Annotated in this window: 22 protein-coding genes; 11 read left to right on the top strand and 11 right to left on the bottom strand. The window is 59.6% G+C overall.

Annotated features, from left to right (window positions below; genetic code table 11):
- Positions 1–4: 4 nt before the first annotated feature.
- Together ACZRMS_RS05910 and ACZRMS_RS05905 are read right to left on the bottom strand one after the other, a co-directional pair.
- The gene (locus ACZRMS_RS05910) at positions 5–301 is read right to left on the bottom strand and encodes a winged helix-turn-helix domain-containing protein (RefSeq protein ID WP_463994509.1); all 297 of its coding nucleotides are present in this window, start codon (positions 299–301) and stop codon (positions 5–7) included.
- Positions 302–431: 130 nt separating this feature from the next.
- On the bottom strand, positions 432–932 hold the full coding sequence (locus ACZRMS_RS05905; RefSeq protein WP_463994508.1) for a M48 metallopeptidase family protein: 501 nt from the start codon (positions 930–932) through the stop codon (positions 432–434).
- A 188-nt stretch (positions 933–1,120) separates the two neighbouring features.
- On the opposite strand from ACZRMS_RS05905, the gene ACZRMS_RS05900 reads away from it, so the two are divergent.
- On the top strand, positions 1,121–1,519 hold the full coding sequence (locus ACZRMS_RS05900) for a hypothetical protein (protein ID WP_463994507.1): 399 nt from the start codon (positions 1,121–1,123) through the stop codon (positions 1,517–1,519).
- Positions 1,520–1,614: 95 nt separating this feature from the next.
- Here ACZRMS_RS05900 and fba read toward each other — a convergent pair whose 3' ends face one another.
- From fba to tkt, 5 genes are all read right to left on the bottom strand, one after another.
- Positions 1,615–2,679 carry a class II fructose-bisphosphate aldolase gene (gene fba, locus ACZRMS_RS05895; RefSeq protein WP_004419605.1) on the bottom strand — a complete coding sequence of 355 codons (1,065 nt, stop codon included), beginning with the start codon at positions 2,677–2,679 and terminating at the stop codon, positions 1,615–1,617.
- Positions 2,680–2,928: 249 nt separating this feature from the next.
- The gene (locus ACZRMS_RS05890; protein WP_048361466.1) at positions 2,929–3,147 is read right to left on the bottom strand and encodes a lipoprotein; all 219 of its coding nucleotides are present in this window, start codon (positions 3,145–3,147) and stop codon (positions 2,929–2,931) included.
- Positions 3,148–3,179: 32 nt separating this feature from the next.
- Positions 3,180–4,343 (bottom strand): phosphoglycerate kinase, encoded by a 1,164-nt coding sequence (locus tag ACZRMS_RS05885; protein ID WP_463994506.1) that lies wholly within the window; start codon positions 4,341–4,343, stop codon positions 3,180–3,182.
- Positions 4,344–4,369: 26 nt separating this feature from the next.
- Positions 4,370–5,425, bottom strand: a complete 1,056-nt coding sequence (gene epd / locus ACZRMS_RS05880) for an erythrose-4-phosphate dehydrogenase (protein WP_048361216.1) — start codon at positions 5,423–5,425, stop codon at positions 4,370–4,372.
- A gap of 150 nt (positions 5,426–5,575) precedes the next feature.
- The gene (tkt, locus tag ACZRMS_RS05875; RefSeq protein ID WP_463994505.1) at positions 5,576–7,573 is read right to left on the bottom strand and encodes a transketolase; all 1,998 of its coding nucleotides are present in this window, start codon (positions 7,571–7,573) and stop codon (positions 5,576–5,578) included.
- Positions 7,574–7,834: 261 nt separating this feature from the next.
- Between tkt and ACZRMS_RS05870 the strand changes: the two genes are divergently transcribed.
- The 4 genes from ACZRMS_RS05870 (at position 7,835) to ACZRMS_RS05855 (ending at position 12,357) form a co-directional block, all read left to right on the top strand.
- Entirely contained in the window at positions 7,835–8,830 is a 996-nt protein-coding gene (locus tag ACZRMS_RS05870) for an ArsR/SmtB family transcription factor (RefSeq protein ID WP_463994504.1), read from the top strand.
- Positions 8,831–8,849: 19 nt separating this feature from the next.
- Positions 8,850–10,040: a methionine adenosyltransferase gene (metK, locus tag ACZRMS_RS05865; protein WP_463994503.1), complete on the top strand. Its 1,191-nt coding sequence runs from the start codon at positions 8,850–8,852 to the stop codon at positions 10,038–10,040.
- A 188-nt stretch (positions 10,041–10,228) separates the two neighbouring features.
- A complete protein-coding gene (gene ligB, locus ACZRMS_RS05860) occupies positions 10,229–11,893 on the top strand; it encodes an NAD-dependent DNA ligase LigB (RefSeq protein WP_463994502.1) in 1,665 nt (554 codons plus the stop codon).
- Between the two features lie 68 nt (positions 11,894–11,961).
- Complete coding sequence (locus ACZRMS_RS05855; protein WP_048361220.1) at positions 11,962–12,357, top strand: DUF1090 domain-containing protein; 396 nt, start codon at positions 11,962–11,964, stop codon at positions 12,355–12,357.
- 62 nt (positions 12,358–12,419) lie between these two features.
- Here ACZRMS_RS05855 and ACZRMS_RS05850 read toward each other — a convergent pair whose 3' ends face one another.
- A complete protein-coding gene (locus ACZRMS_RS05850) occupies positions 12,420–12,869 on the bottom strand; it encodes a c-type cytochrome (protein ID WP_463994501.1) in 450 nt (149 codons plus the stop codon).
- Positions 12,870–12,997: 128 nt separating this feature from the next.
- On the opposite strand from ACZRMS_RS05850, the gene mltA reads away from it, so the two are divergent.
- Positions 12,998–14,146, top strand: coding sequence for a murein transglycosylase A (mltA, locus tag ACZRMS_RS05845; protein WP_463994500.1), 1,149 nt, complete (start codon positions 12,998–13,000; stop codon positions 14,144–14,146).
- Positions 14,147–14,274: 128 nt separating this feature from the next.
- Here the strand turns inward: mltA and ACZRMS_RS05840 are convergent, their stop codons facing one another.
- Positions 14,275–14,661: an MAPEG family protein gene (locus ACZRMS_RS05840; RefSeq protein ID WP_463994499.1), complete on the bottom strand. Its 387-nt coding sequence runs from the start codon at positions 14,659–14,661 to the stop codon at positions 14,275–14,277.
- Positions 14,662–14,674: 13 nt separating this feature from the next.
- Positions 14,675–15,508, bottom strand: coding sequence for an EamA family transporter (locus ACZRMS_RS05835; RefSeq protein ID WP_463994498.1), 834 nt, complete (start codon positions 15,506–15,508; stop codon positions 14,675–14,677).
- A gap of 199 nt (positions 15,509–15,707) precedes the next feature.
- On the opposite strand from ACZRMS_RS05835, the gene ACZRMS_RS05830 reads away from it, so the two are divergent.
- From ACZRMS_RS05830 to ACZRMS_RS05820, 3 genes are all read left to right on the top strand, one after another.
- Positions 15,708–16,967 carry a cation:proton antiporter gene (locus ACZRMS_RS05830; protein WP_463994497.1) on the top strand — a complete coding sequence of 420 codons (1,260 nt, stop codon included), beginning with the start codon at positions 15,708–15,710 and terminating at the stop codon, positions 16,965–16,967.
- Positions 16,968–17,106: 139 nt separating this feature from the next.
- Positions 17,107–17,481 (top strand): hypothetical protein, encoded by a 375-nt coding sequence (locus ACZRMS_RS05825; RefSeq protein WP_463994496.1) that lies wholly within the window; start codon positions 17,107–17,109, stop codon positions 17,479–17,481.
- Positions 17,478–19,469 carry a pyrroloquinoline quinone-dependent dehydrogenase gene (locus ACZRMS_RS05820; protein WP_463994495.1) on the top strand — a complete coding sequence of 664 codons (1,992 nt, stop codon included), beginning with the start codon at positions 17,478–17,480 and terminating at the stop codon, positions 19,467–19,469. Before ACZRMS_RS05825 ends, ACZRMS_RS05820 begins: the two co-directional genes overlap by 4 nt.
- A 110-nt stretch (positions 19,470–19,579) precedes the next feature.
- Here ACZRMS_RS05820 and ACZRMS_RS05815 read toward each other — a convergent pair whose 3' ends face one another.
- Positions 19,580–20,488 (bottom strand): LysR family transcriptional regulator, encoded by a 909-nt coding sequence (locus tag ACZRMS_RS05815; protein ID WP_463994494.1) that lies wholly within the window; start codon positions 20,486–20,488, stop codon positions 19,580–19,582.
- A 109-nt stretch (positions 20,489–20,597) separates the two neighbouring features.
- Between ACZRMS_RS05815 and ACZRMS_RS05810 the strand changes: the two genes are divergently transcribed.
- Together ACZRMS_RS05810 and ACZRMS_RS05805 are read left to right on the top strand one after the other, a co-directional pair.
- The gene (locus ACZRMS_RS05810) at positions 20,598–21,830 is read left to right on the top strand and encodes a D-amino acid dehydrogenase (protein ID WP_463994493.1); all 1,233 of its coding nucleotides are present in this window, start codon (positions 20,598–20,600) and stop codon (positions 21,828–21,830) included.
- A 29-nt stretch (positions 21,831–21,859) separates the two neighbouring features.
- A complete protein-coding gene (locus ACZRMS_RS05805) occupies positions 21,860–22,210 on the top strand; it encodes a RidA family protein (protein WP_463994492.1) in 351 nt (116 codons plus the stop codon).
- Positions 22,211–22,214: the final 4 nt, after the last annotated feature.

The raw sequence follows: 22,214 nt of genomic DNA, 5'->3' as shown, positions 1-22,214 counted from the left end.
CGCTTCAGGGATAACCCAGCACCTGCCTGATCTGCACCAGATGCTCGCCGACCCAGGCTTTGTCGATCGGCCCCCAACTGTGAATCTGATAGCGCCCGGCATGGTTGCGGGCGCCGTCCTGCTGTTCAAACTCGCAGGCAATATCCAGATCAGCCAGGGCGGCAATGGTGTCCTGCGCCGTACGGCGCGGCATGCCGGTCACCTCGGTCAGTGCAGGCACGCTGCTGGCGGTCTGGCTGTCGATCAACCAGGCCACGTACAAACGCCGGTAAAAGCTGCTTTTGGTTTTGCTGACTTCCATACAGAACTCCTGGTGCGGATGGTTACTGGCTTTCTGCGGGAGCGAGCCTGCTCGCGATGCAGGTAATGCGGTTTTTCTGCCGGACTACGGTGATGCAATCGCGAGCAGGCTCGCTCCCACAAGATAAGTGTCAGGTTTTGCCCTGCATATCCCGCCATGTCAGATACACCCGCAGGTCAAACTCCAGCTGGTGATAACCCGGCAACATGTACTCGCACAGTTTGTAAAACGCCTTGTTGTGATCTGATTCCTTGAGATGAGCCAGCTCGTGAACCACGATCATCTTCAAAAACTCAGGGGCTGCATCCTTGAACAATGATGCTACACGCAGCTCTTTCTTGGCCTTGAGCTTGCCGCCCTGAACCCGCGAAATGGCAGTGTGCAAACCCAGCGCGCGGTGGGTCAGGTCCAGCTTGTTATCAAACAGCACCTTGTCAAAAGACGGCGCATTGCGCAGGTGTTCCTGTTTGATCTCCTGCGCGTAAGCGTACAGGGCCTTGTCACTTTGCACCGCGTGACGCTGCGGGTAACGCTCGCTCAGGTAACTGCCCAGCTGGTCGCGCTCAATCATTTGGCGCACCTGCTCTTGCAAGGTCTGGGGGTAAGCCTGGAGGTATTTGAGAACAGTCATGGGGCGCCAACGCACAGCGTAAAAGTGCGCCAGTGTAGCGAATTCAATCCCCGGGCGCCCACGTCAGACTTTTAGGCAGCCAAAAGCCGGAAATTTCCGAGAAAACCCGATGTTCACAAGCGCCGCTTGCAGCCTGGAAAGCCGCAGGGCTATCTTCACCAGTCGCCGATGATCCCTGTGGAACCGACATGAAAAAGACGCCGCCCGACGATCCCAAAGCAAGCCGCATCGAGCGCGATGATCATCAGCACGATGACGCCACCGGGCAAATTCTGGACGCCCTGCAACACGCCCCGCCTGCTTCCCTCGCCAGCCTCAAGCCCACCCGGGCGCAGCTCATAAGCCCGAAATCACCGTTTGCCGTGCTACCTGATATTCGTGCGATAGAGGCGTTGTCCCATGTTTCGCTCATGCTCAAGAGCGCAGAAGAGGTCTCGGACGAAATCACCGTATTCGCCAGTGGCATTGAGCGCGGGCTGGTGTGGTCGCTGGTGCACTCGGTCGAGATGTCCCGCTCGCTGGTGGATGCGCTGCTCAGGGCTAACGGCGTCGATCCGGAGCAGTTAAAGGCACAACCCTCACCCTAGCTCTCTTCCGGAGGGAGAGGGTTGGGGTGAGGGCTGCAACTGACACCCACAAAAAAGCCCGCATCGCTGCGGGCTTTTCAGTACGCGCCGGGGTCTTAGTTGACCTTGGCGTTCAGCTCACCTTTTAGGTAACGCTGGTACATGGCTTCCAGAGAGATCGGCTTGATCTTCGAAGCATTACCGGCAGTACCGAAGGCTTCGTAACGAGCGATACACACGTCACGCATGGCAGTTACGGTTGCGCCGAAGAACTTGCGCGGGTCGAACTCGCTCGGGTTGGTAGCCATCAGGCGACGCATGGCGCCAGTCGATGCCAGACGCAGGTCGGTGTCGATGTTGACCTTGCGCACGCCGTGCTTGATGCCTTCAACGATTTCTTCTACCGGCACACCGTAGGTTTCTTTGATGTCGCCGCCGAACTCGTTGATGATCGCCAGCCACTCTTGTGGAACAGAGGACGAGCCGTGCATCACCAGGTGAGTGTTGGGGATGCGTTTGTGGATTTCCTTGATGCGGTCGATCGCCAGTACGTCACCGGTAGGTGGCTTGGTGAACTTGTAAGCGCCGTGGGAAGTACCGATGGCGATTGCCAGGGCATCCACCTGGGTGCGTTTTACGAAGTCAGCGGCTTCTTCCGGGTCGGTCAGCATCTGGCTGTGATCCAGAACGCCTTCTGCGCCGATACCGTCTTCTTCGCCAGCCATGCCGGTTTCCAGGGAACCCAGGCAGCCCAGCTCGCCTTCAACCGACACACCGCAAGCGTGCGCCAGAGCAACTGTTTGCTGAGTAACGCGAACGTTGTAGTCGTAGTCAGTCGGGGTTTTGCCGTCTTCGCCCAGCGAGCCGTCCATCATTACCGAGCTGAAGCCCAGCTGGATCGAGCGCTGGCACACATCAGGGCTGGTGCCGTGGTCCTGGTGCATGCACACCGGGATATGCGGGAATTCTTCGATTGCAGCCAGGATCAGGTGACGCAGGAATGGAGCACCTGCGTACTTGCGCGCACCGGCCGAAGCCTGAACGATCACCGGGGAGTCGGTCTTGTCAGCGGCTTCCATGATGGCGCGCATCTGCTCAAGGTTGTTGACGTTGAAGGCTGGAACGCCGTAGCCGAATTCGGCGGCGTGGTCCAACATCTGGCGCATGCTGATAAGTGCCATTGTGTGTGTCTCTCCCGGACAAGGGTCGTTAATCGTGCAAGCCTGCCGTAGCGGCGGCTGCTATTCAAGTTATTGCGGATCAGGGGTTTGCCCCTGAAATGCGAATTCTGCGTAGCTGAAACGTTACAGCTTCAGCTATAGCTTCGTGGGAGCGGGCCTGCTCGCGATGCAGGCAACTCGGTAAATCTGCCTCACCGTGCTGATGCCTTTGCGAGCAGGCTCGCTCCCACAAGTAGGCTGTATTTCAAATCAGGGGCAACCGCGCTCTTGTGAAGCTTTGGGCGACTCGTACTTTTCCAGCGCTTCAGGCCCTGAGCGTTTATTGACCAGCGGTACGCTTTGCGCCTGCCAGTCAGCCTGGTAGCAACCGCTCTCTTCAGGGGTTGCAGCCTCGGGCACTGGCTGGCCGGAACTGGCGCAACCGGCCAAAAAGCCCGCGACCATCAACAGCGGTAACAACTTGACCATGTCCATGCTTCCTTTCAGGGCCTGAAACACCATCAGGCTTTGGCGCGGCTTTCCAGCACTTCAACCGCAGGCAGTACTTTGCCTTCGACGAACTCAAGGAATGCGCCGCCACCGGTGGATATATAGGAAATCTGGTCAGCAATGCCGTACTTGTCGATAGCAGCCAGGGTGTCGCCACCGCCGGCAATCGAGAACGCCGAGCTGTCAGCAATAGCCTGGGCCAGCACTTTGGTGCCGTTGCCGAACTGGTCGAATTCGAACACTCCAACCGGACCGTTCCACAGAATAGTCTTTGACGACTTCAGCAGCTCGGCGAAATGCGCGGCGGTTTGCGGGCCGATGTCCAGGATCATGTCGTCAGCAGCCACGTCAGCAATCAGCTTCACGGTAGCAGCGGCGCTTTCGGCGAACTCCTTGGCCACAACCACATCAGTCGGCAAAGGCACGTTGACCTTGGCGGCGATGGCGCGAGCGGTGTCCAGCAGATCAGGTTCGTACAGCGATTTGCCTACCGGGTGACCGGCAGCGGCCAGGAAAGTGTTGGCGATACCGCCACCCACGATCAGCAGGTCGCAGATCTGGCTCAGGCTGTTGAGCACTTCAAGCTTGGTCGACACCTTGGAGCCGGCAACAATAGCGGCCATCGGCTTGGCCGGCGCACCCAGCGCCTTGCCCAGTGCGTCCAGTTCAGCAGCCAGCAACGGGCCAGCAGCCGCAACCTTGGCGAACTTGGCGACGCCGTGGGTCGAACCTTCAGCGCGGTGGGCAGTGCCGAAAGCGTCCATCACAAACACGTCGCACAGGGCAGCGTATTGCTGGGCCAGTTCGTCGGCGTTTTTCTTTTCGCCCTTGTTGAAGCGCACGTTTTCGAACAGCACGATGTCGCCGGCCTTGATCTCGACGCCATTGAGGTAGTCGCTGACCAGCGGCACTTCGCGGCCCAGGGCCTTGCTCAGGTACTCGGCCACCGGCTTGAGGCTGTTTTCAGCCGAAAACTCACCTTCAGTCGGGCGCCCCAGGTGCGAGCAGACCATTACCGCCGCGCCTTTTTCCAACGCCAGCTTGATGGTCGGCAGCGAAGCAAGGATGCGCGCATCGCTGGTGACTACACCGTCCTTGACGGGGACGTTGAGGTCTTCGCGGATCAGTACGCGTTTACCTTGCAGATCGAGGTCGGTCATCTTCAACACGGTCATGGGTCGCAATTCCTGAGTTTCTAATGTTAGAGAGCAGTTTTTGGGTGGGTAACGTGCAGATAGTGCTCTGCCACGTCGATCATTCGATTGGCAAAACCCCATTCGTTGTCGAACCAGGCCAGCAGGTTCACCAGCCGTGGGCCGGAAACGCGTGTCTGGCTGGCATCGACAATGGCCGAATGCGGGTCATGGTTGAAATCACAACTGGCGTGGGGCAGTTCGGTGTAGGCCAGCAGGCCTTTGAGCGGGCCGCTGGTGGCAGCCTCGCGCAGTACGCGGTTAACTTCCGCGGCGTCCGTGTCGCGCGCCGTGGTCAGGGTGATATCAAGGCACGACACGTTCAGGGTCGGGACTCGTACCGCTTTGGCCTGAATTCGGCCGGCAAGTTCCGGCAACAGGCGTTCGATGCCTTTGGCCAGGCCGGTGGAAACCGGAATCACCGACTGAAACGCCGAGCGTGTACGGCGCAGGTCTTCGTGGTGGTAGGCATCAATCACCGGCTGATCGTTCATTGCCGAGTGAATGGTGGTGATCGACACGTACTCAAGGCCAAACGCCTGGTCCAGCAAACGCAACAGCGGCACGCCGCAGTTGGTGGTGCAGGAGGCATTGGACACCAGCCGCTCTTCGCCGGTCAGGCTGTGCTGGTTGACGCCGTACACGATGGTTGCGTCGACATCCGCGTCGCTGGCCATCGGTTGCGAAAACAATACGCGGGGAGCCCCGGCATCAAGAAAACGCTGGCCGTCGGCGCGGGTGTTGTAAACGCCGGAGCATTCCAGCACCAGATCAACGCCCAACGCAGCCCAGTCGATCCCCTCGGGGGTGGCACTGCGGAACACTTTCACGCAGTCGCCATTGATATGCAGGCAGTCGCCTTCGATCCGTATCTCGCCGGGGAACCGGCCATGAGTGGAGTCGAAGCGCGTCAAATATTCGAGACTGGCCATATCGGCCAAATCATTGAGTGCAACAATTTCAAACCCGGCAGCAGCCCCTCGCTCAAACAACGCACGCAAGACGCAACGACCAATCCGGCCGTAGCCGTTGAGTGCAACTTTGTAAGGACGCGGTTGAGGCATGGGGTTCTCGATTACCAAGGTGAATCCTTCAATCCAGCGTTACATGAGCCACGCTTTCGCGAGCAGGCTCGCTCCCACACAGGCTATGTAGATCCCTGTGGGAGCGAGCCTGCTCGCGAAGAGGGCAGCTCAGACGACGCAACTTCTGGATCAGTCTTCCAGCAGCTCTTCAGCCTGACCCAGGATGTTTTCCAGGGTGAAACCGAACTCTTCGAACAAGGCAGGCGCAGGCGCCGACTCGCCGTAGGTGGTCATGCCGATCACGCGGCCTTCCAGGCCCACGTACTTGTACCAGTAGTCTGCGTGGGACGCTTCGATCGCGATACGCGCGCTAACCTGCAGCGGCAGAACCGACTGCTTGTAGCCCGCGTCCTGAGCTTCGTACACGCTGGTGCATGGCATGGAAACCACACGTACCTTGCGGCCCTGCTTGGTCAGCTCTTCGTAAGCCTGAACTGCCAGGCCCACTTCGGAACCGGCCGAGATCAGGATCAGCTCAGGCTCGCCTGCGCAGTCCTTGAGCACGTAACCACCACGGTTGATGTCGGCGATCTGACCGGCGTCACGGGTTTGGTGGTTGAGGTTCTGACGCGAGAAGATCAACGCGGACGGGCCGTCGTTGCGCTCCAGGGCGAATTTCCAGGCTGCTGCGGATTCCACCGCATCGGCCGGGCGCCAGGTGTCCAGATTCGGCGTGGTACGCAGGCTGGTCAATTGCTCGATCGGCTGGTGCGTCGGGCCGTCTTCGCCCAGACCGATGGAGTCGTGGGTGAACACATAGATCACACGCTGCTTCATCAGGGCCGACATGCGGATGGCGTTGCGGGCGTATTCCATGAACATCAGGAAGGTCGCGCCGTAAGGCACCAGGCCGCCGTGAACAGCAACGCCGTTCATGATCGCGCTCATGCCGAACTCACGCACACCGTAGTACATGTAGTTGCCGCTGGCATCTTCAGCCGTCACGCCTTTGCAGCCTTTCCAGATGGTCAGGTTGGAACCGGCCAGGTCAGCGGAGCCGCCCAGCAGTTCTGGCAGCAGAGGACCAAAGGCGTTCAGGGCATTTTGGCTGGCTTTGCGGCTGGCGATGGTTTCGCCTTTGGCTGCAACTTCAGCGATGTAGGCATTGGCCTTGGCATCGAAGTCAGCTGGCAGCTTGCCGCTCAGGCGACGGGACAGCTCGCCTGCCAGTTCCGGGAACTCGGCAGCGTAGGCAGCGAAGCGCTTGTCCCACTCGGATTCAACTGCAGCACCGACTTCCTTGGCATCCCATTCGGCGTAGATGTCAGCCGGGATTTCAAATGGACCGTGGTTCCAGTTCAGGGCCGTGCGGGTCAGGGCAATTTCGTCGTTGCCCAGCGGAGCACCGTGGCAGTCTTCTTTGCCCTGCTTGTTCGGCGAGCCGAAACCGATGGTGGTCTTGCAGCAGATCAGCGTTGGCTGGGCGCTTTTGCGTGCAGTTTCGATCGCGGTCTTGATTTCTTCCGGGTCGTGACCGTCAACGTTGCGGATCACTTGCCAGTTGTAGGCTTCGAAACGCTTTGGCGTGTCGTCGGTGAACCAGCCTTCTACTTCCCCATCGATGGAGATGCCGTTGTCATCGTAGAACGCGATCAGCTTGCCCAGACCCAGAGTGCCGGCCAGGGAGCCAACTTCGTGGGAAATGCCTTCCATCATGCAGCCATCACCCAGGAACACGTAGGTGTGGTGATCGACAACGTTATGGCCTGGACGGTTGAACTGCGCGCCCATGACTTTTTCTGCCAGGGCAAAGCCCACGGCGTTGGCCAGGCCCTGACCCAACGGGCCAGTGGTGGTTTCAACGCCCGGCGTGTAGCCCAGCTCCGGGTGACCCGGGGTACGGCTGTGCAGCTGGCGGAAGTTTTTCAGATCGTCGATCGACAGGTCATAGCCGGTCAGGTGCAACAACGAGTAGATCAGCATCGAGCCGTGGCCGTTGGACAGCACGAAGCGGTCACGGTCAGCGAACGAAGGATTGCTCGGGTTGTGCTTCAGATAATCGCGCCACAGTACTTCGGCGATATCCGCCATACCCATAGGGGCACCTGGATGGCCGCTGTTGGCTTTTTGCACGGCATCCATGCTGAGTGCACGAATGGCGTTGGCACGCTCACGACGGCTGGGCATCGCTGTTCTCCTGGGTATTGAAAGTTAAATCGAAACGGAAAAAAGGCGAGCATTTTCCCTCACGCACCGCCCTCGGGGCAATGACAGATAGTCAGCTGAAACGTTTTTCCTTTGATCCGGCGGTCAATCTGTTGAGGATCGGACATTTCATTTCGTTAATAAGCACACCCCATCCGACAAACGTGCCACTTATCGACCAATATCAAAACTTTTCGATATTGAACTTGCGGGGGCTTGAGCGGGTAACTAGACTGCGGCCCCATGAACTTACGCGTGCCTTCAATCCGCCATGACGATTGCGACGAGCTCTCCGCCCTGTGCAAGGCTGGAGGCGACCCGCTGCGGCTCAACGTGCTGCGCGCGTTGGCCAACGATTCGTTTGGTGTGCTGGAGCTGACGCACATTTTTGCCACCGGCCAATCCGGGATGAGCCACCACCTCAAGGTGCTGTCTCAAGCCAGGCTGGTAGCGACACGGCGCGAAGGCAATGCGATTTTTTATCGCCGCGCCCTGCCCCACACCGAACAACTGGGCGGCAGACTGCATGCAGCACTGCTGGAAGAGGTCGATAACCTGACCTTGCCTGCCGATGTACAGGCGCGAATCAGCGCGGTACACGAGCAACGTGCAGCCGCCAGTCAGGACTTTTTCTCTCGCATAGCCGAGAAGTTTCGCGCTCAACAGGATTTGATCGCCGGCTTGCCGCAATACCGGGACAGCGTTTTAACGCTGCTCGATAAACTGAGCTTCAACCCAGCGGCCACCGCCCTGGAAGTCGGCCCCGGCGACGGCAGCTTCTTGCCCGACCTGGCCCGCCGCTTCCATCAGGTCACGGCACTGGACAACAGCCCGGTAATGCTTGAGCTGGCCCGCCAGCTGTGTGAACGCGAGTCACTGAACAACGTCAGCCTGATCCTGGCCGACGCGCTGCACGAGGCACAGCTGCAAGCCGACTGCGTGGTCGTGAACATGGTCCTGCACCATTTCGCTGCACCGGCCGAAGCTTTGAAGCAACTGGCAACTTTGTTGCAACCGGGCGGTAGCCTGCTGGTAACAGAGTTGTGCAGCCATAATCAGGCGTGGGCCCGCGAGGCTTGCGGTGATTTATGGCTGGGTTTTGAACAAGATGATCTGGCCCATTGGGCCACCGCTGCGGGACTCGTTCCCGGGGAAAGCCTCTATGTAGGCTTACGTAATGGTTTCCAGATTCAGGTCCGCCACTTTCAGCGGCCATCTGGCGACACTCACCATCGGTAAATATTAGGAAACCGTCGAGATGAGCGAATACTCCCTTTTCACCTCCGAGTCCGTGTCTGAAGGGCATCCGGACAAAATCGCCGACCAGATTTCTGACGCGGTGCTGGACGCCATTATTGCTGAAGACAAGTTCGCCCGTGTGGCGTGCGAGACTCTGGTGAAAACCGGCGTAGCAATCATCGCGGGCGAAGTCACCACTTCGGCCTGGGTTGATCTGGAGCAGATCGTTCGTGATGTCATCACCGACATCGGCTACAACAGCTCCGACGTAGGCTTCGACGGCGCGACCTGCGGCGTGATGAACATCATCGGCAAGCAGTCCCCTGACATCAACCAGGGTGTTGACCGTGCCAAGCCTGAAGATCAGGGCGCCGGCGACCAGGGCCTGATGTTCGGCTACGCCAGCAACGAAACCGACGTGCTGATGCCAGCACCGATCACCTTCTCGCACCAGCTGGTTCAGCGCCAGGCCGAAGCCCGTAAATCCGGCCTGCTGCCTTGGCTGCGCCCGGACGCCAAGTCCCAGGTGACTTGCCGTTACGAAGACGGCAAGGTTGTAGCCATCGACGCCATCGTGCTGTCGACCCAGCACAACCCTGAAGTGTCGTACAAAGACCTGCGCGAAGGCGTGATGGAACTGATCGTCAAGCACGTGCTGCCAGCCGATCTGCTGCACAAGGACACCCAGTTCCACATCAACCCTACCGGCCAGTTCATCATCGGTGGCCCGGTGGGCGACTGCGGCCTGACCGGTCGCAAGATCATCGTTGACACCTACGGCGGCATGGCCCGTCACGGCGGCGGCGCGTTCTCGGGTAAAGATCCATCCAAGGTTGACCGTTCGGCTGCCTACGCGGGTCGTTATGTTGCCAAGAACATCGTGGCTGCCGGCTTGGCTGAGCGCTGCGAGATCCAGGTTTCCTACGCTATCGGCGTTGCTCAACCGACTTCGATTTCGTTGAACACCTTCGGCACTGGCAAAATCAGCGACGACAAAATCATCAAGCTGGTACGTGACGTGTTCGACCTGCGTCCATACGCCATCACCACCATGCTTGACCTGCTGCACCCGATGTACCAGGAAACTGCAGCTTACGGCCACTTCGGCCGCACGCCGCAGACCAAAACGGTTGGCGACGATACCTTCACCACGTTCACGTGGGAGCGTACCGACCGCGCTGAAGAGCTGCGCACTGCTGCCGGTTTGTAATTAAACCTGCTGCATAAAAAGCCCCGGACAGGCAACTGTTCGGGGCTTTTTTATGTGTCCAGATCAACGGGGATAACGCCTTGCCCCACCGAAAGGGGGCATAAGGAAATACCTGGTAAATCTCCTGGATCGCGCCTCGAAAATCCTCCACTAGCCTTAAGCTTCCACCCCGGGCAAGGACGCTCACGATGCTGGCCACACTACGTATTTTCAGCGGGCTTGCGCTCGCCCTTCTGACCTTTCACACCCAGGCCGATGCCTGCCCTGACGAGGCTGATTATCAGGCCCTGAAACAACAGCTCAACGGCTGGGACGACAGCTACCATCGCCAGGGTATTTCCCAGGTCAGCGACGCGGCCTACGACCAGTCGCGTAACCGTCTTGAACACTGGCAGCGCTGCTTTGCCGATGCGCCTGTGGATAACCCGCTGCGCACGGCCAGCGGACCGGTGCCGCACCCGGTGGTGCAAACCGGCCTGGCCAAGCTGGCCGATGAAAAGGCGGTTACACAATGGATCGAAGGCCGCCAGGGCTTATGGATCCAGCCCAAGGTCGACGGTGTAGCCGTAACGCTGGTCTATCAGCAAGGTCAGCTGATCCATGTCATCAGCCGGGGCGATGGCCGGCAGGGCCAGGACTGGACTCGTTCGGCCCGCCTCATCCCCTCCATTCCCCTGCAATTGCCGCAACCGCTCGACACCGTGCTGCAGGGCGAGCTGTATTGGCGCCTGCAAGGTCACGTGCAGGCCAAGGAGGGCAGCGTTAATGCCCGCAGCACCGTTGCCGGGCTCATGGCACGTAACCGGATGAGCCCGGAGCAAGGTCAAGGGATCGGTCTGTTTGTCTGGGACTGGCCCCTGGGGCCAGCATCCCAAATCGAGCGGCTCAACCAACTGAGTGCCCTGGGGTTTACCGACAGTCAGACCTACAGCCAGCCAATCGAGCATTTCGAACACGCCCGGCAGTGGCGCGAGCACTGGTACAACGAAGCATTGCCCTTTGCCAGCGACGGTGTAGTGCTACGCCAAAGCCAGCGCCCGGCTGCCGAACGCTGGCAACCCAAACCGCCGAACTGGGCTGCCGCCTGGAAATACCCCCATGCCCAGGCAGTGAGCGAGGTGCGCAAGGTCACGTTCAACATCGGCCGTACCGGGCGTATCACGCCGATGCTGGAACTGACCCCGGTGCGCCTCGACGACCGCCGGATCAAACGCATCAGTGCCGGCTCCCTGCGACGCTGGCAAAGCCTGGACATCCGCCCCGGTGATCAGGTCGCCATCAGCCTGGCGGGCATGACCATTCCACGTCTGGACAGCGTGGTGTCACGCGCCAGCGAACGCATTGAAATACAGGTCCCCCATCCCGATAACTACCACGCCCTGAGCTGCTGGCAACCGACCCCCGGGTGCGAAAGCCAGTTTTTGGCGCGCTTGATATGGCTAAGCAGCAAAAAGGCTTTAGCACTGCCATTTGTCGGGCCAGGAACCTGGAACCGGCTGGTCCAGAGCGGACGAATCAACAACCTGCTCGATTGGTTGACCCTGGATGCCGCACAGCTTGCTAACATTGCCGGCTTCGGCGAACGCAGCAGCGAGCGCTTGCTCAACAGTTTGAACGGCGCACGGCGCCAATCGTTCGAGCGCTGGGTAAAAGCACTGGGCTTGCCCCCCGCAGGCGGCGCACCTTTGGGGCAGTCATGGCAAGCACTGCTCGCACGCAGCCCTCAGGACTGGCAGGCACATCCTGGCATTGGCGCCCGGCGTGCTACACAATTGAGCGCGTTTTTTCGTGATCCGAACGTACAGGCTTTAAGTGAAGTTTTACGTGCTGCCGGGATTGCCGGTTTCGACTAGCTACCCGAGCTACTGCAGCACTTCGGTTTTCTGGATTTGTATTGTCATTTTTTATCATGGAGCCATTTATGAAATTACTTTCACCGCTCGCCCTGTTTACTGTCTGCGGCCTGCTGGCTGCCCCGTTGATGGCCGCTGATGCAGCACCGGAACTGACCGGCTGCGCGGCCAAGAAACAAGCCATCACCCTGCAACTTGAGCAAGCCCGTGCCCACGGCAACGACAATCAGGTGGCTGGCCTGGAAAAAGCCCTGAGCGAAGTGACCGCCCATTGCACCGACGCGGGCCTGCGCAAGGAACGCGAAAACAAGGTGCTGGAAGCCAAGCACGAAGTCAGCAAGCGTCAGGCCGACCTGGACAAAGCCATGAAGAAAGGCGATCCGGAAAAAATCGACAAGCGCAAAAACAAACTGGCCGAATCGCGCAAGGAACTGCAAGAAGCGCTGGATCAGCTGGATAAGTAAGCCTCACTGAAAACCTGTGTGGGAGCGCCGCTCCCACACAGGTAGATATGGCTCGTTGTTACTCAGTGATTCCTGAACTCCTTGTGGCACGCGCTGCAGGTGTCTTCGACTTTCTGCACGGCAGGCGCAAGGTTGCCGGCTTTGTAGGGCTTTACCTGGCTGGCAATGACCAGCTCTCCGGTTGCCGCCTCCAACTCCCGCGCCAACTGCTGAAAACGCGCCTGCTTTTGCCAGACATCATCGGTTGCGCTGGTCTGATCGGTCTCTTTGACTTGAGGGAAATGTCTCCATGGCTCATGAGCCAAAGCATCCAGTTTGATCGCTCCTTCGGTAAAGCGCGGGCCATCGAACGCAATCCGGCCACGCAACATGCCACCCAGGTCTTCGCTGGTCTTTAGCATTTGCTTGAAAATCGCTTTACGCTGGCCCAGCGGCGAATCGGGATCCACCCCGCCACACGCCGACAGCGTCAGGCAAGCCAGCACTACAACAGTCAATCGTTTAAAAGTCATGGTCGCTTCAGGTCACAGAATTCGGTCGCCAGTATCCTCGCGTCACCTGCAAAGACCAATACCCCTATTGAATACAAGGGCTGCCTGACGGTCAGATGACCTTGGCAATCCTCGAAGGAACTTCATCTATGAGTAGATTTTTCAAGCCACTGGTCTGGGCCTTGCCCGTTGTCATGTTGCTGGCCGGTTGCAATGGCACCGACAAGGACAAAAACGCCGCCAAACCCGAGCCACACACCACCTACAGCAAGGCTGACTGGAGCGCACTGCCTGAAGTGACGGGCAGTGACCTGCAAAGCGGTTTTGCTTCATGGCGCAGCGCCTGTACCCGACTCAAGGCCGACGCCAACTGGGGCCCCGTGTGCGGCGATGCCGCCGCCTTGCCTGAGAGCCCGAGCGTGGCCGACATCAGCAGCTTCCTGCAATCACACCTGGACGTGTACAGCTTGCGCTCGGCCGAAGGCAGCAGCGACGGCCTGATCACCGGCTACTACGAACCGGTTTACCCTGGCAGCCTCAAGTCGACCCAGGCCGCCAATGTGCCGATCTATGGCATACCGCCCGACCTGATCGTGGTCAACCTGGACAGCATCTACCCCGAGCTCAAGGGCAAACGCCTGCGCGGGCGCCTTGAAGGCCGTGTGCTCAAGCCTTACGACACCGCAGAAACCATCAACAGTAAAGGCTTGAATGCGCCGGTACTGGCGTGGTTGACCGACCCGATGGACCTGCAGTTTCTGCAAATCCAGGGCTCGGGCCGGGTACAACTCGACGATGGCCGTCAGTTGCGCATCGGCTATGCCGATCAGAACGGCCACCCGTACAAGCCGATCGGCCGCTGGCTGGTTGAGCAGGGCGAACTGAAAAAAGAAGACGTGACCATGGGTACCATTCACGCCTGGGCGATGGCCAACCCGCAGCGCGTCCACGAGATGCTGGCCAGCAACCCCAGCTACGTGTTCTTCACCCAGAACCCCGACAGCAATGAAGGCCCGCGCGGCTCGTTGAACGTGCCACTAACGGCCGGTTACAGCGTAGCGGTGGACCGCAAGGTGATCCCGCTGGGCAGCCTGCTGTGGCTGTCGACCACACAAGCCGACGGACAGCCCATCGTGCGTCCGGTTGCGGCCCAGGACACCGGCGGCGCCATTGCCGGCGAAGTGCGGGCTGACTTTTTTGTCGGCACCGGCCCTGAAGCAGGGCAAATCGCCGGAGACATGAAACAGAAAGGCAATATCTGGCTGCTGTGGCCTAAAGGCGCGGCGTTGCCGCAGTAAGCACCTGCACGCACTGAAATCTTTGTGGGAGCGGGCTTGCTCGCGATGGCATCACCGCGATGCATAAGGCACACCGTATCGCCTGCATCGCGAGCAAGCTCGCTCCCACAGACAGTGTGCCGATTGCGTTACATCGACACAAAAAAGAAGCTGACCACCAGCCCCATGCCGATAAACCACACGATGGAGCGCAGGATCGCCCAGTCGGCCAGGTAGCAAATGATGTACAGCAGGCGGCTGGTAATGAATAACACCGCCAGCACATCAATGGTCACAGGCTGGGCGTTGCCCACGATATCGGCAATGATCACCGCTGCCGCAAACGCCGGTGTCACTTCAAAACTGTTGAGCTGGGCACTGTGGGCACGCTTGGCAAAACCTTCAAGGTTGTCGAGAAATGCACGTGGATCATGGTTTTGCCTGGGCCCGAACTTGCCATCGCTGAACTTGGCAAAAGCGGTGCACACGTAAGTCAGGCAGAAGGCAATCAGTACACACCAGAAGGCAACCGTCATTGGAATTTCCTTTTTAGAGTTTCATCACGAGCATGCCGATCAGCACCAGCCCACAGGCTAAGAGCCTCGGACCGCCAAAAGGTTCTTTGAGGTAGCGCATACCAAACAGCACCACCAGGATCACACTGACTTCGCGCAGGGCCGCTGCCTCGGCAATCGAGCCCAGTTGCATCGCCCACAGCACCAGCGCATAGCTGGCCAGTACGCAAACCCCCACCGCCACACCCAAGCGCCATTGCGTACGCCAAAACAGCGCAAACGCAGCCCGCTTGCGGGTGATCGCCAGCAGCGGAAACGGCCAGGCACTGAGCAACGTGACCCAGACCAGATAATCCAGAGGGTGCGGCCAGCGCCTTAAAGCCTGACCATCCAGGAAGGTATAGCAGCCAATGCACAGGCCGATCAGTGCGACCACCGGCAGCAGCGACCACGGCAGACGATCACCGCCGCCGCCCTGCCACAGCAGGCAGGCCATGCCGCACGGGATTAGCAAAATGCCAATGATTTGCTGCCCGGTAAGCGCTTCTCCGGCAAAGGTCAGCGTCAGCGCCAGCACCACCAGTGGCGAAAGCCCTCGCATCAATGGATACACCAGCCCCAGATCACCGACCCGATAAGCGCGAATCAACAGCACCCGATACAGCAGCTCGAAGAGCACCGAGGCAAAAATCCACGGCCAGATTTCAGGCGGCGGGAATGACGCGAAGCCCACCAGTGCCGCAACCAGCACCAGCGCTACCGTGTCCATGCACGCGATAACCAGAAAGCGCTCGCCACTGAATTTGATCAGGGTATTCCAGATCGCGTGCAACACAGCCGCGACCAACACCAACGCTGTTGCCAGCACCACAGACTCCTTGTTTTTATAAACCTGCAACCATCGCCAGGTCCGCCATGCAACCTCAGTGCAACGTCGAGGTCAATGACCCCGGACTTCGCGTCCGTTTGCCGCACCCCGGGGATGTGCCCCTGACGCCCCCGCCGGCATCCAAACATAGCCCGACCCTATCGGGTTTCCATTCATTCTCGCCACCACAGGATCCCGGATGCTTGAGCTTGTTGCTGCGTTTATCTGCCTGACCTCGCTACTGACTTACGTGAACTTCCGCTTTATCGGCCTGCCGCCGACGATTGGCGTGATGGTCACCGCCCTGATGTTTTCCCTGCTGTTGCAAGGCTTGAGCGTGCTCGGTTATCCGGGTCTCGAAGAGCGTGTGCAAGAGCTGATCGGCCAGATCGACTTCGGCGACTTGCTGATGAACTGGATGCTGTCGTTCCTGCTGTTTGCCGGCGCCCTGCACGTGAACTTCAGCGACGTACGCAGCTATCGCTGGCCCATTGGTCTGCTGGCCACGGTCGGCGTGTTGATCGCCACCACGGTGATCGGCAGCCTGGCGTACTGGATTTTCGGCTTGTTCGGCTGGCATATCAGCTTTTTGTACTGCCTGTTGTTCGGTGCCCTGATTTCCCCCACCGACCCGATTGCCGTGCTCGGTGTGTTGCGTACCGCCAACGCCTCCAAGCCGCTGAAAACCACCATCGTCGGCGAGAGCCTGTTCAATGACGGCACTGCCGTTGTGGTGTTCACCGTGTTGCTGGGCATTGTGCAACTGGGCGAAACCCCGAGCCTGAGCGCCACCGCGATGCTGTTTGTCCACGAAGCCATTGGCGGCGTGGTGTTCGGTGGTCTGATCGGTTACCTGGTGTACCGGATGATCAAGAGCATCGAGCAATACCAGATCGAAGTGATGCTGACCCTTGCACTGGTGATCGGCGGGTCGGCCATGGCCAGTGAGCTGCATGTGTCGGCGCCGATTGCGATGGTGGTCGCCGGTCTGATCATCGGCAATCTGGGCCGCAACAAGGCCATGAACGAGATGACCCGTCGCTACATGGACGGCTTCTGGGAATTGCTCGATGACATGCTGAATGCGCTGCTGTTTGCGCTGATCGGCATGGAGCTGTTGCTGCTGCCGTTCTCGTGGCTGCATTTGCTGGCTGCCAGCGTACTGGCCGTGGCCATTTTGCTCTCGCGCCTGTTGACCGTGGCCCCGGCCATTGTACTTCTGCGCCGCTGGCGCACCGTGCCCCGCGGCACCATCCGCATCCTGACCTGGGGCGGCCTGCGCGGTGGTGTCTCGGTGGCACTGGCTCTGGCCTTGCCACTGGGCCCGGAGCGCGACCTTATCCTGAGCATCACCTACATCGTGGTGCTGTCGTCGATCCTGTTCCAGGGTTTGACCATCGGCAAACTGGTGCGGCACGTGACCAAGGATGCGCCGGCAGAGGTTGAGCAAGCGCACTGACACTCACAATTCCTGTGGGAGCGTCGGTGCGACGCTCCCACAAAGATTCCTGCCGTTTGCTTCCTCCCTGTCTTTTCTCCCGCCTTGGCTACACTCACCCTCCTGATGCCTGAAGGCATGAAACGGAAAGGAGAAAGGGATGAGTACTTCTGCTGTCTATGCACCGCCCAGGCGCCATCTCGGTGCCTACATCATGATCATTACGGCCCTGGTCGCCCTGGCCATTACGGCCTGGCGATTCTTCACCCCGTTGTCCGGCGTAACCGATTCCGGGGGGGCAATCACAACGATGCTTGCCGAATTCGTGCTGTTTATTTTGGGCGTACTGCTGGTTCAAACCAAGGCAGGAGGCCTGCGAAACTTCGTCATCTTTTTGAGTTGGGCCGGTGCAATCGGGACGATTTTCGCCGCGAGCCTGCTGCACGGCTGGTGGTCCGTTGCCGTTCTGGTGGTCTACGCCGTGGGTGTTGTCATTGAAACCTTTGGCGCCAAGCCAACAAGGAGCGCGATATGAACGGGATCAAAAAACATCTTTTGACTGCACCGGCGCTGTGCTTGCTGGCAGGTGTTTCCAACGCCCACGCGCAAGACACCTACACCGTTCCACCTCCGTTGCTGGCGCCGTCCAGCATCTCTGCCGAAGACGCCAAACTGCCCATTCCCAGCGGCAAGGAATGGGACAGCTTTCACGGACAACTGAGTGCGCAGAAGTATTCGCCACTGACTCAAATCAACAAGGACAACGTCGGCAAACTGACCAAGGTCTGGCAGTACTTCACCGGAGACATGTCCTCCGGCACCGGCAAAATACCGCCGTCGGTCTGGTCCGCCACCCCTATTTTTGCCAATGACACGCTGTACGTCGGCACGCCTTTTTACCGGATCATCGCCCTGGAGCCAGAGACCGGCAAAGAGAAGTGGACCTACGACACCAAGTCGCAACTGGTGGCCGAAACACAGCCCGCGCTCAAATCACGCGGCGTGTCGTATTGGCAGGAGAAGACCCCGCAAGCGGGCGTGGCCTGCCAGAAGATGGTGTATCTGGGCAACATGACCGCGCAGCTGTATGCGGTGGATGCCGACACCGGCAAGCCGTGCGAAGGCTTCGGCAAGAACGGTGTGGTGGACGTCAACCAATGGAACACCGTCAACGCCAAATGGCCGCTGTCGCAGCTGCAACCACCTACCGTTATCGGTGACAAGCTGATCGTCGGCTGGGCCGGTAAAGACTGGGAATATGAAGTCGAGTCGCCGGGCTCGCTGTTTGCCCTCAACGCCCGTACAGGCGCACTGGAGTGGGAGTTCAAACCGATCCCCGATGAAGAGGCAGGTAAAACCGGTACCGCCAACATCTGGACCGCCATGTCATACGACCCGGCACTGGGCTTGCTGTACATCCCCGTGTCCTCACCTTCGCCCAACTATTGGGGCGGCAACCGGACCAAACCGATCCCGCTGGGTACCTCGACCACCGCTCTGGATATCAATACGGGCAAGGTTGTCTGGTCCCGTCAGTGGGTTCACCACGACTTGTGGGACTACGACATAAACTCCGCGCCGACGCTGATGGACATTACCGTCAATGGCAAACCCGTGGCTGCGTTGGTGCAAGCAACCAAAATGGGCTTCCTGTTCACGGTTGACCGCCGAACCGGTGAGGACGTGTGGCCAATTGAAGAACGCCCGGTGCCACAAGGTGACGTGGCCGGGGAAGTCTACTCGCCGACACAACCGTTCCCGACCAAACCTGCACCGTTGATGGACCAGTCCAAAAAGCCGCCAATCTGGAAAATCGCCGACATCGTCGGTTTTGGCCAGTGCTCGAAAATGTGGGACGGCCTGGAATATAACGGCATGTACTCGCCACCCAGCACCAAAGGCAACGGCGTACTGGCCTATCCGGACAGTGCCGGGGGCGTGCAATGGGGCGGTGTGGCATTTGACCCGGTCAGCCAGGTCGCCATTGTGAACACCTCGCACATTGTGCAGATGATCAAGCTGTGGGATCGCGCTTCCTACGACAAACAGCCGAAAACCGCGGGCAACGAAAACGGGTTCTACCCGCAGATCGGCGCGCCTTTCGGGATGAGCCTGCTGAACGCGCAGAACTGGGCAGGCATGCCTTGCTGGGCGCCGCCTTTCGGTGAAATCGTGGCGATCGACATGCGCACCGGTGATGTGAAATGGCGCCGTCCAATGGGTGCGGTCCAGCAATACGGCTGGTACATGCCTGAGAGCATGGGCTCGCCAACCATTGGTGGCCCGGCAGTGACCGCAGGTGGCGTGGTGTTTATCGGCGCGTCCATGGATGCCAAGGTGCGGGCTTATGCGCTGGAAGACGGCAAGGAGCTGTGGTCAGACATCGTCATGGCCCCCGCCGTGGCCAACCCCGCCGTGTATGAATACAAGGGCCGGCAGTACGTGGCGTTTGTCGCGGGCGGCAACTCGATCATGAAAGATCAGGTGGGGGATCAGGTGGTGGTGTACGCGCTGCCGAAATAACGCCAAACCCTGTGGGAGCGGGCTTGCCCGCGATTGCATCAACGCGGTGGCTCAGGCACACCGCGCTGGCTGCATCGCGAGCAAGCCCGCTCCCACATTTTTAAATGTGGTCAGCCCGCCAACCGCTGCAACTGCTCGCTGGCCCGCTCAGCGAACAGTTGCAGCAACCCTTCCAGCATATGCGCCGGGGCTTCGTCCGCCCGGGTCAGCGCATACAGCGTAATCGGCAGCGCCGGGCTCAATGGCCGGATCAAAGTGCTCGCCCGTGAAGCTCCCAACGCCGTAAACGGATCAATCACCGTCAACCCGGCACCCGACTCCACCATCGCCCGCGCCAACGAATAGGTTTGTACGGCGATACTGATACGCGGCGGCGGGTCAATAGTCTTGAGGTAGCTGTCCAGATGCGCAAACAGCGGATCGGCACTGCTCAGCCCGATCATCGGAGCATTCGCCAGTTCCTCCAGCGCCAGCGGTACGCCTTCGGTTTCATCCGGCCAGAACCCCCGCGGTGCCAGCGCCACCAGCACACCGTGGGCCAACGCCTGGGCCTTGAGCCCCGGATGGTCAGGCAACTTGAAGGTCAGGGCCACGTCCAGTTCGCGCATCAACAGGTTCTGTATCAGCTCACGACTATGGGCACTGACCAGCTCACAGCTGATATCAGGATAACGGCGCGTCCACTCACTGATCACCGGTGGCATCAACGACAGGGCCAATGCCGGCGTGCTACCGATACGCAACCGGTGCCCCGGTTCGCGCCGCAGGCTCTCGGCCAGACGCTGCACGCCTTGCAGGCTTTCAGTCACCTTGTTGACTTCACGCTCCAGCAGCAGCGCCTCGGGGGTCGGCTGGAGTTTGCCGCGCACACGTAAAAACAGCGCAAAGCCCAGTCGCTGCTCGGCATGCTGCAACACTTTGCTGACCGCAGGCTGCGATACATGCAGCAGTTGCGCCGCCGCACTGACAGAACCGGTCTGGCGAATAGCCTGGAACACCTCGATATGACGCAAGCGCATGGCAGCAGTCCATAACCTTTGTTTATGGGAGGACCATCTTTATTCATTGTTCGCCGCCTGTCACCTGCCCCTAACCTGAAGCCCGTTCAACAGTGGGCTAAGGACAGATATGGCAAAGCGAGTGTGCATCATCGGCGGGGGTGTTATCGGGCTGGCAACGGCGTATGCACTGGTGCGCGACGGCTTTGAAGTGACCGTGATCGAAGCTCAGCCAACCCTGGGCAGCCAGACCAGCTTCGCCAATGGCGGCCAGCTTTCCTACCGCTATGTGGCTCCGCTGGCCGATGCCGGGGTGCCCTGGCAAGCAATGGGCTGGATGCTGCGCGGGGACTCGCCACTCAAACTGCGCCCGCGCATGGACCCGGCTCAATGGCGCTGGCTGGCCTCGTTTATGGCGGCATGTCGCAGTTCGGTCAATCAGCGCAATGGTGCCCACTTGCTGCGCCTGGCACTGCTCAGTCAAGCCACGCTGCAGCAATGGCGCGAAGAAGATCACCTGGACGGTTTCGCATGGCAGCGCAACGGCAAACTGGTGGCGTTCCGTGAGCCCGCAAACTTCGATAAAGCCCGTAAAAAAGTTATCCACAACTCATTTCAGCAAGCGCTGTCCGCCAGCGAGTGCGCCAGCCTGGAGCCGGGCCTGCAGGGGTCCGCGTTTGTCGGCGGCATCTACACCCCCAGTGAAGAAGTCGGTGATTGCCACTCCTTCTGCCAGCAACTGGTCGCCCGTTTGAAAGCCAGTGGCCGTTGCACCTTCAAGCTGGGTAAAACCGTCACCCGGCTTCGGCATGCCAACGGTGCGGTGCAGGCTGTGGAAATGGGCGATGAAGTGCTGGCGGTCGAGCAGCTTGTGCTCGCTGCCGGCCACAACAGCCCGGCCCTGCGCCTGCCGGGGTTGAAGCTGCCACTGTATCCGCTCAAGGGTTACAGCCTCACCCTGGCCCTGAACGACCCGCTAAAAGCACCACAAGTGAGCATCACCGACTACGACCGCAAGATTGTGTACGCCCGCATCGGCGAGCAATTGCGCATTGCCGCGATGGTCGACATCGTCGGCTTCGACGCTTCACTGGACCCCAAACGCCTGGCGCAAATGCGCCAACTGGCCGCCAGTACCTTCCCGGACTCGGGCAACTATAACGACGCCATCGAGTGGGCCGGCATGCGTCCTGCAACACCCAGTGGCGTGCCCATCCTTGGCGCCAGCGGCTATCGCAACCTGTGGCTCAACCTGGGCCACGGCGCACTGGGCTTCACCCTGGCCTGCGGCAGCGGGCGCCTGCTGAGCGAGCTGATTGCGCAACGTAAAACGTCCATTGATATGCAAGGCCTGGCCGCCTGAGTGCGGCACCCAACAAGAAGGAAAGCCCGATGACGATTCACCGCTTCAACAGCAATGACCGTTTGAGCGCCGCCGCGACTTTCGAGGCGCTGGTATTTCTGTCCGGACAAGTTCCCACGCAAAGCGACGATATTACGACGCAGACTCAAGAGGTCTTGAGCAAGATCGACGCTCTGTTGGCCGAGACCGGCAGCGACAAGGACCACATTCTTAATGCCACGATTTACCTGCAAAACATTCAGCGCGACTTCGCGGCCATGAATACCGTGTGGTCAGCCTGGCTGTCGGCAGGCAAGGCGCCCACCCGTACTACCCTGCAAGCCGAACTGGCGCGGCCGCAGGTGCTGGTGGAAATAAGCGTGATCGCTGTACGTCATTAATCTG

Source organism: Pseudomonas sp. B424 (assembly GCF_055408345.1).
The sequence above is the reverse complement of the archived record's forward strand: the minus strand, read 5'-3'. Positions and strand labels throughout refer to the sequence as shown.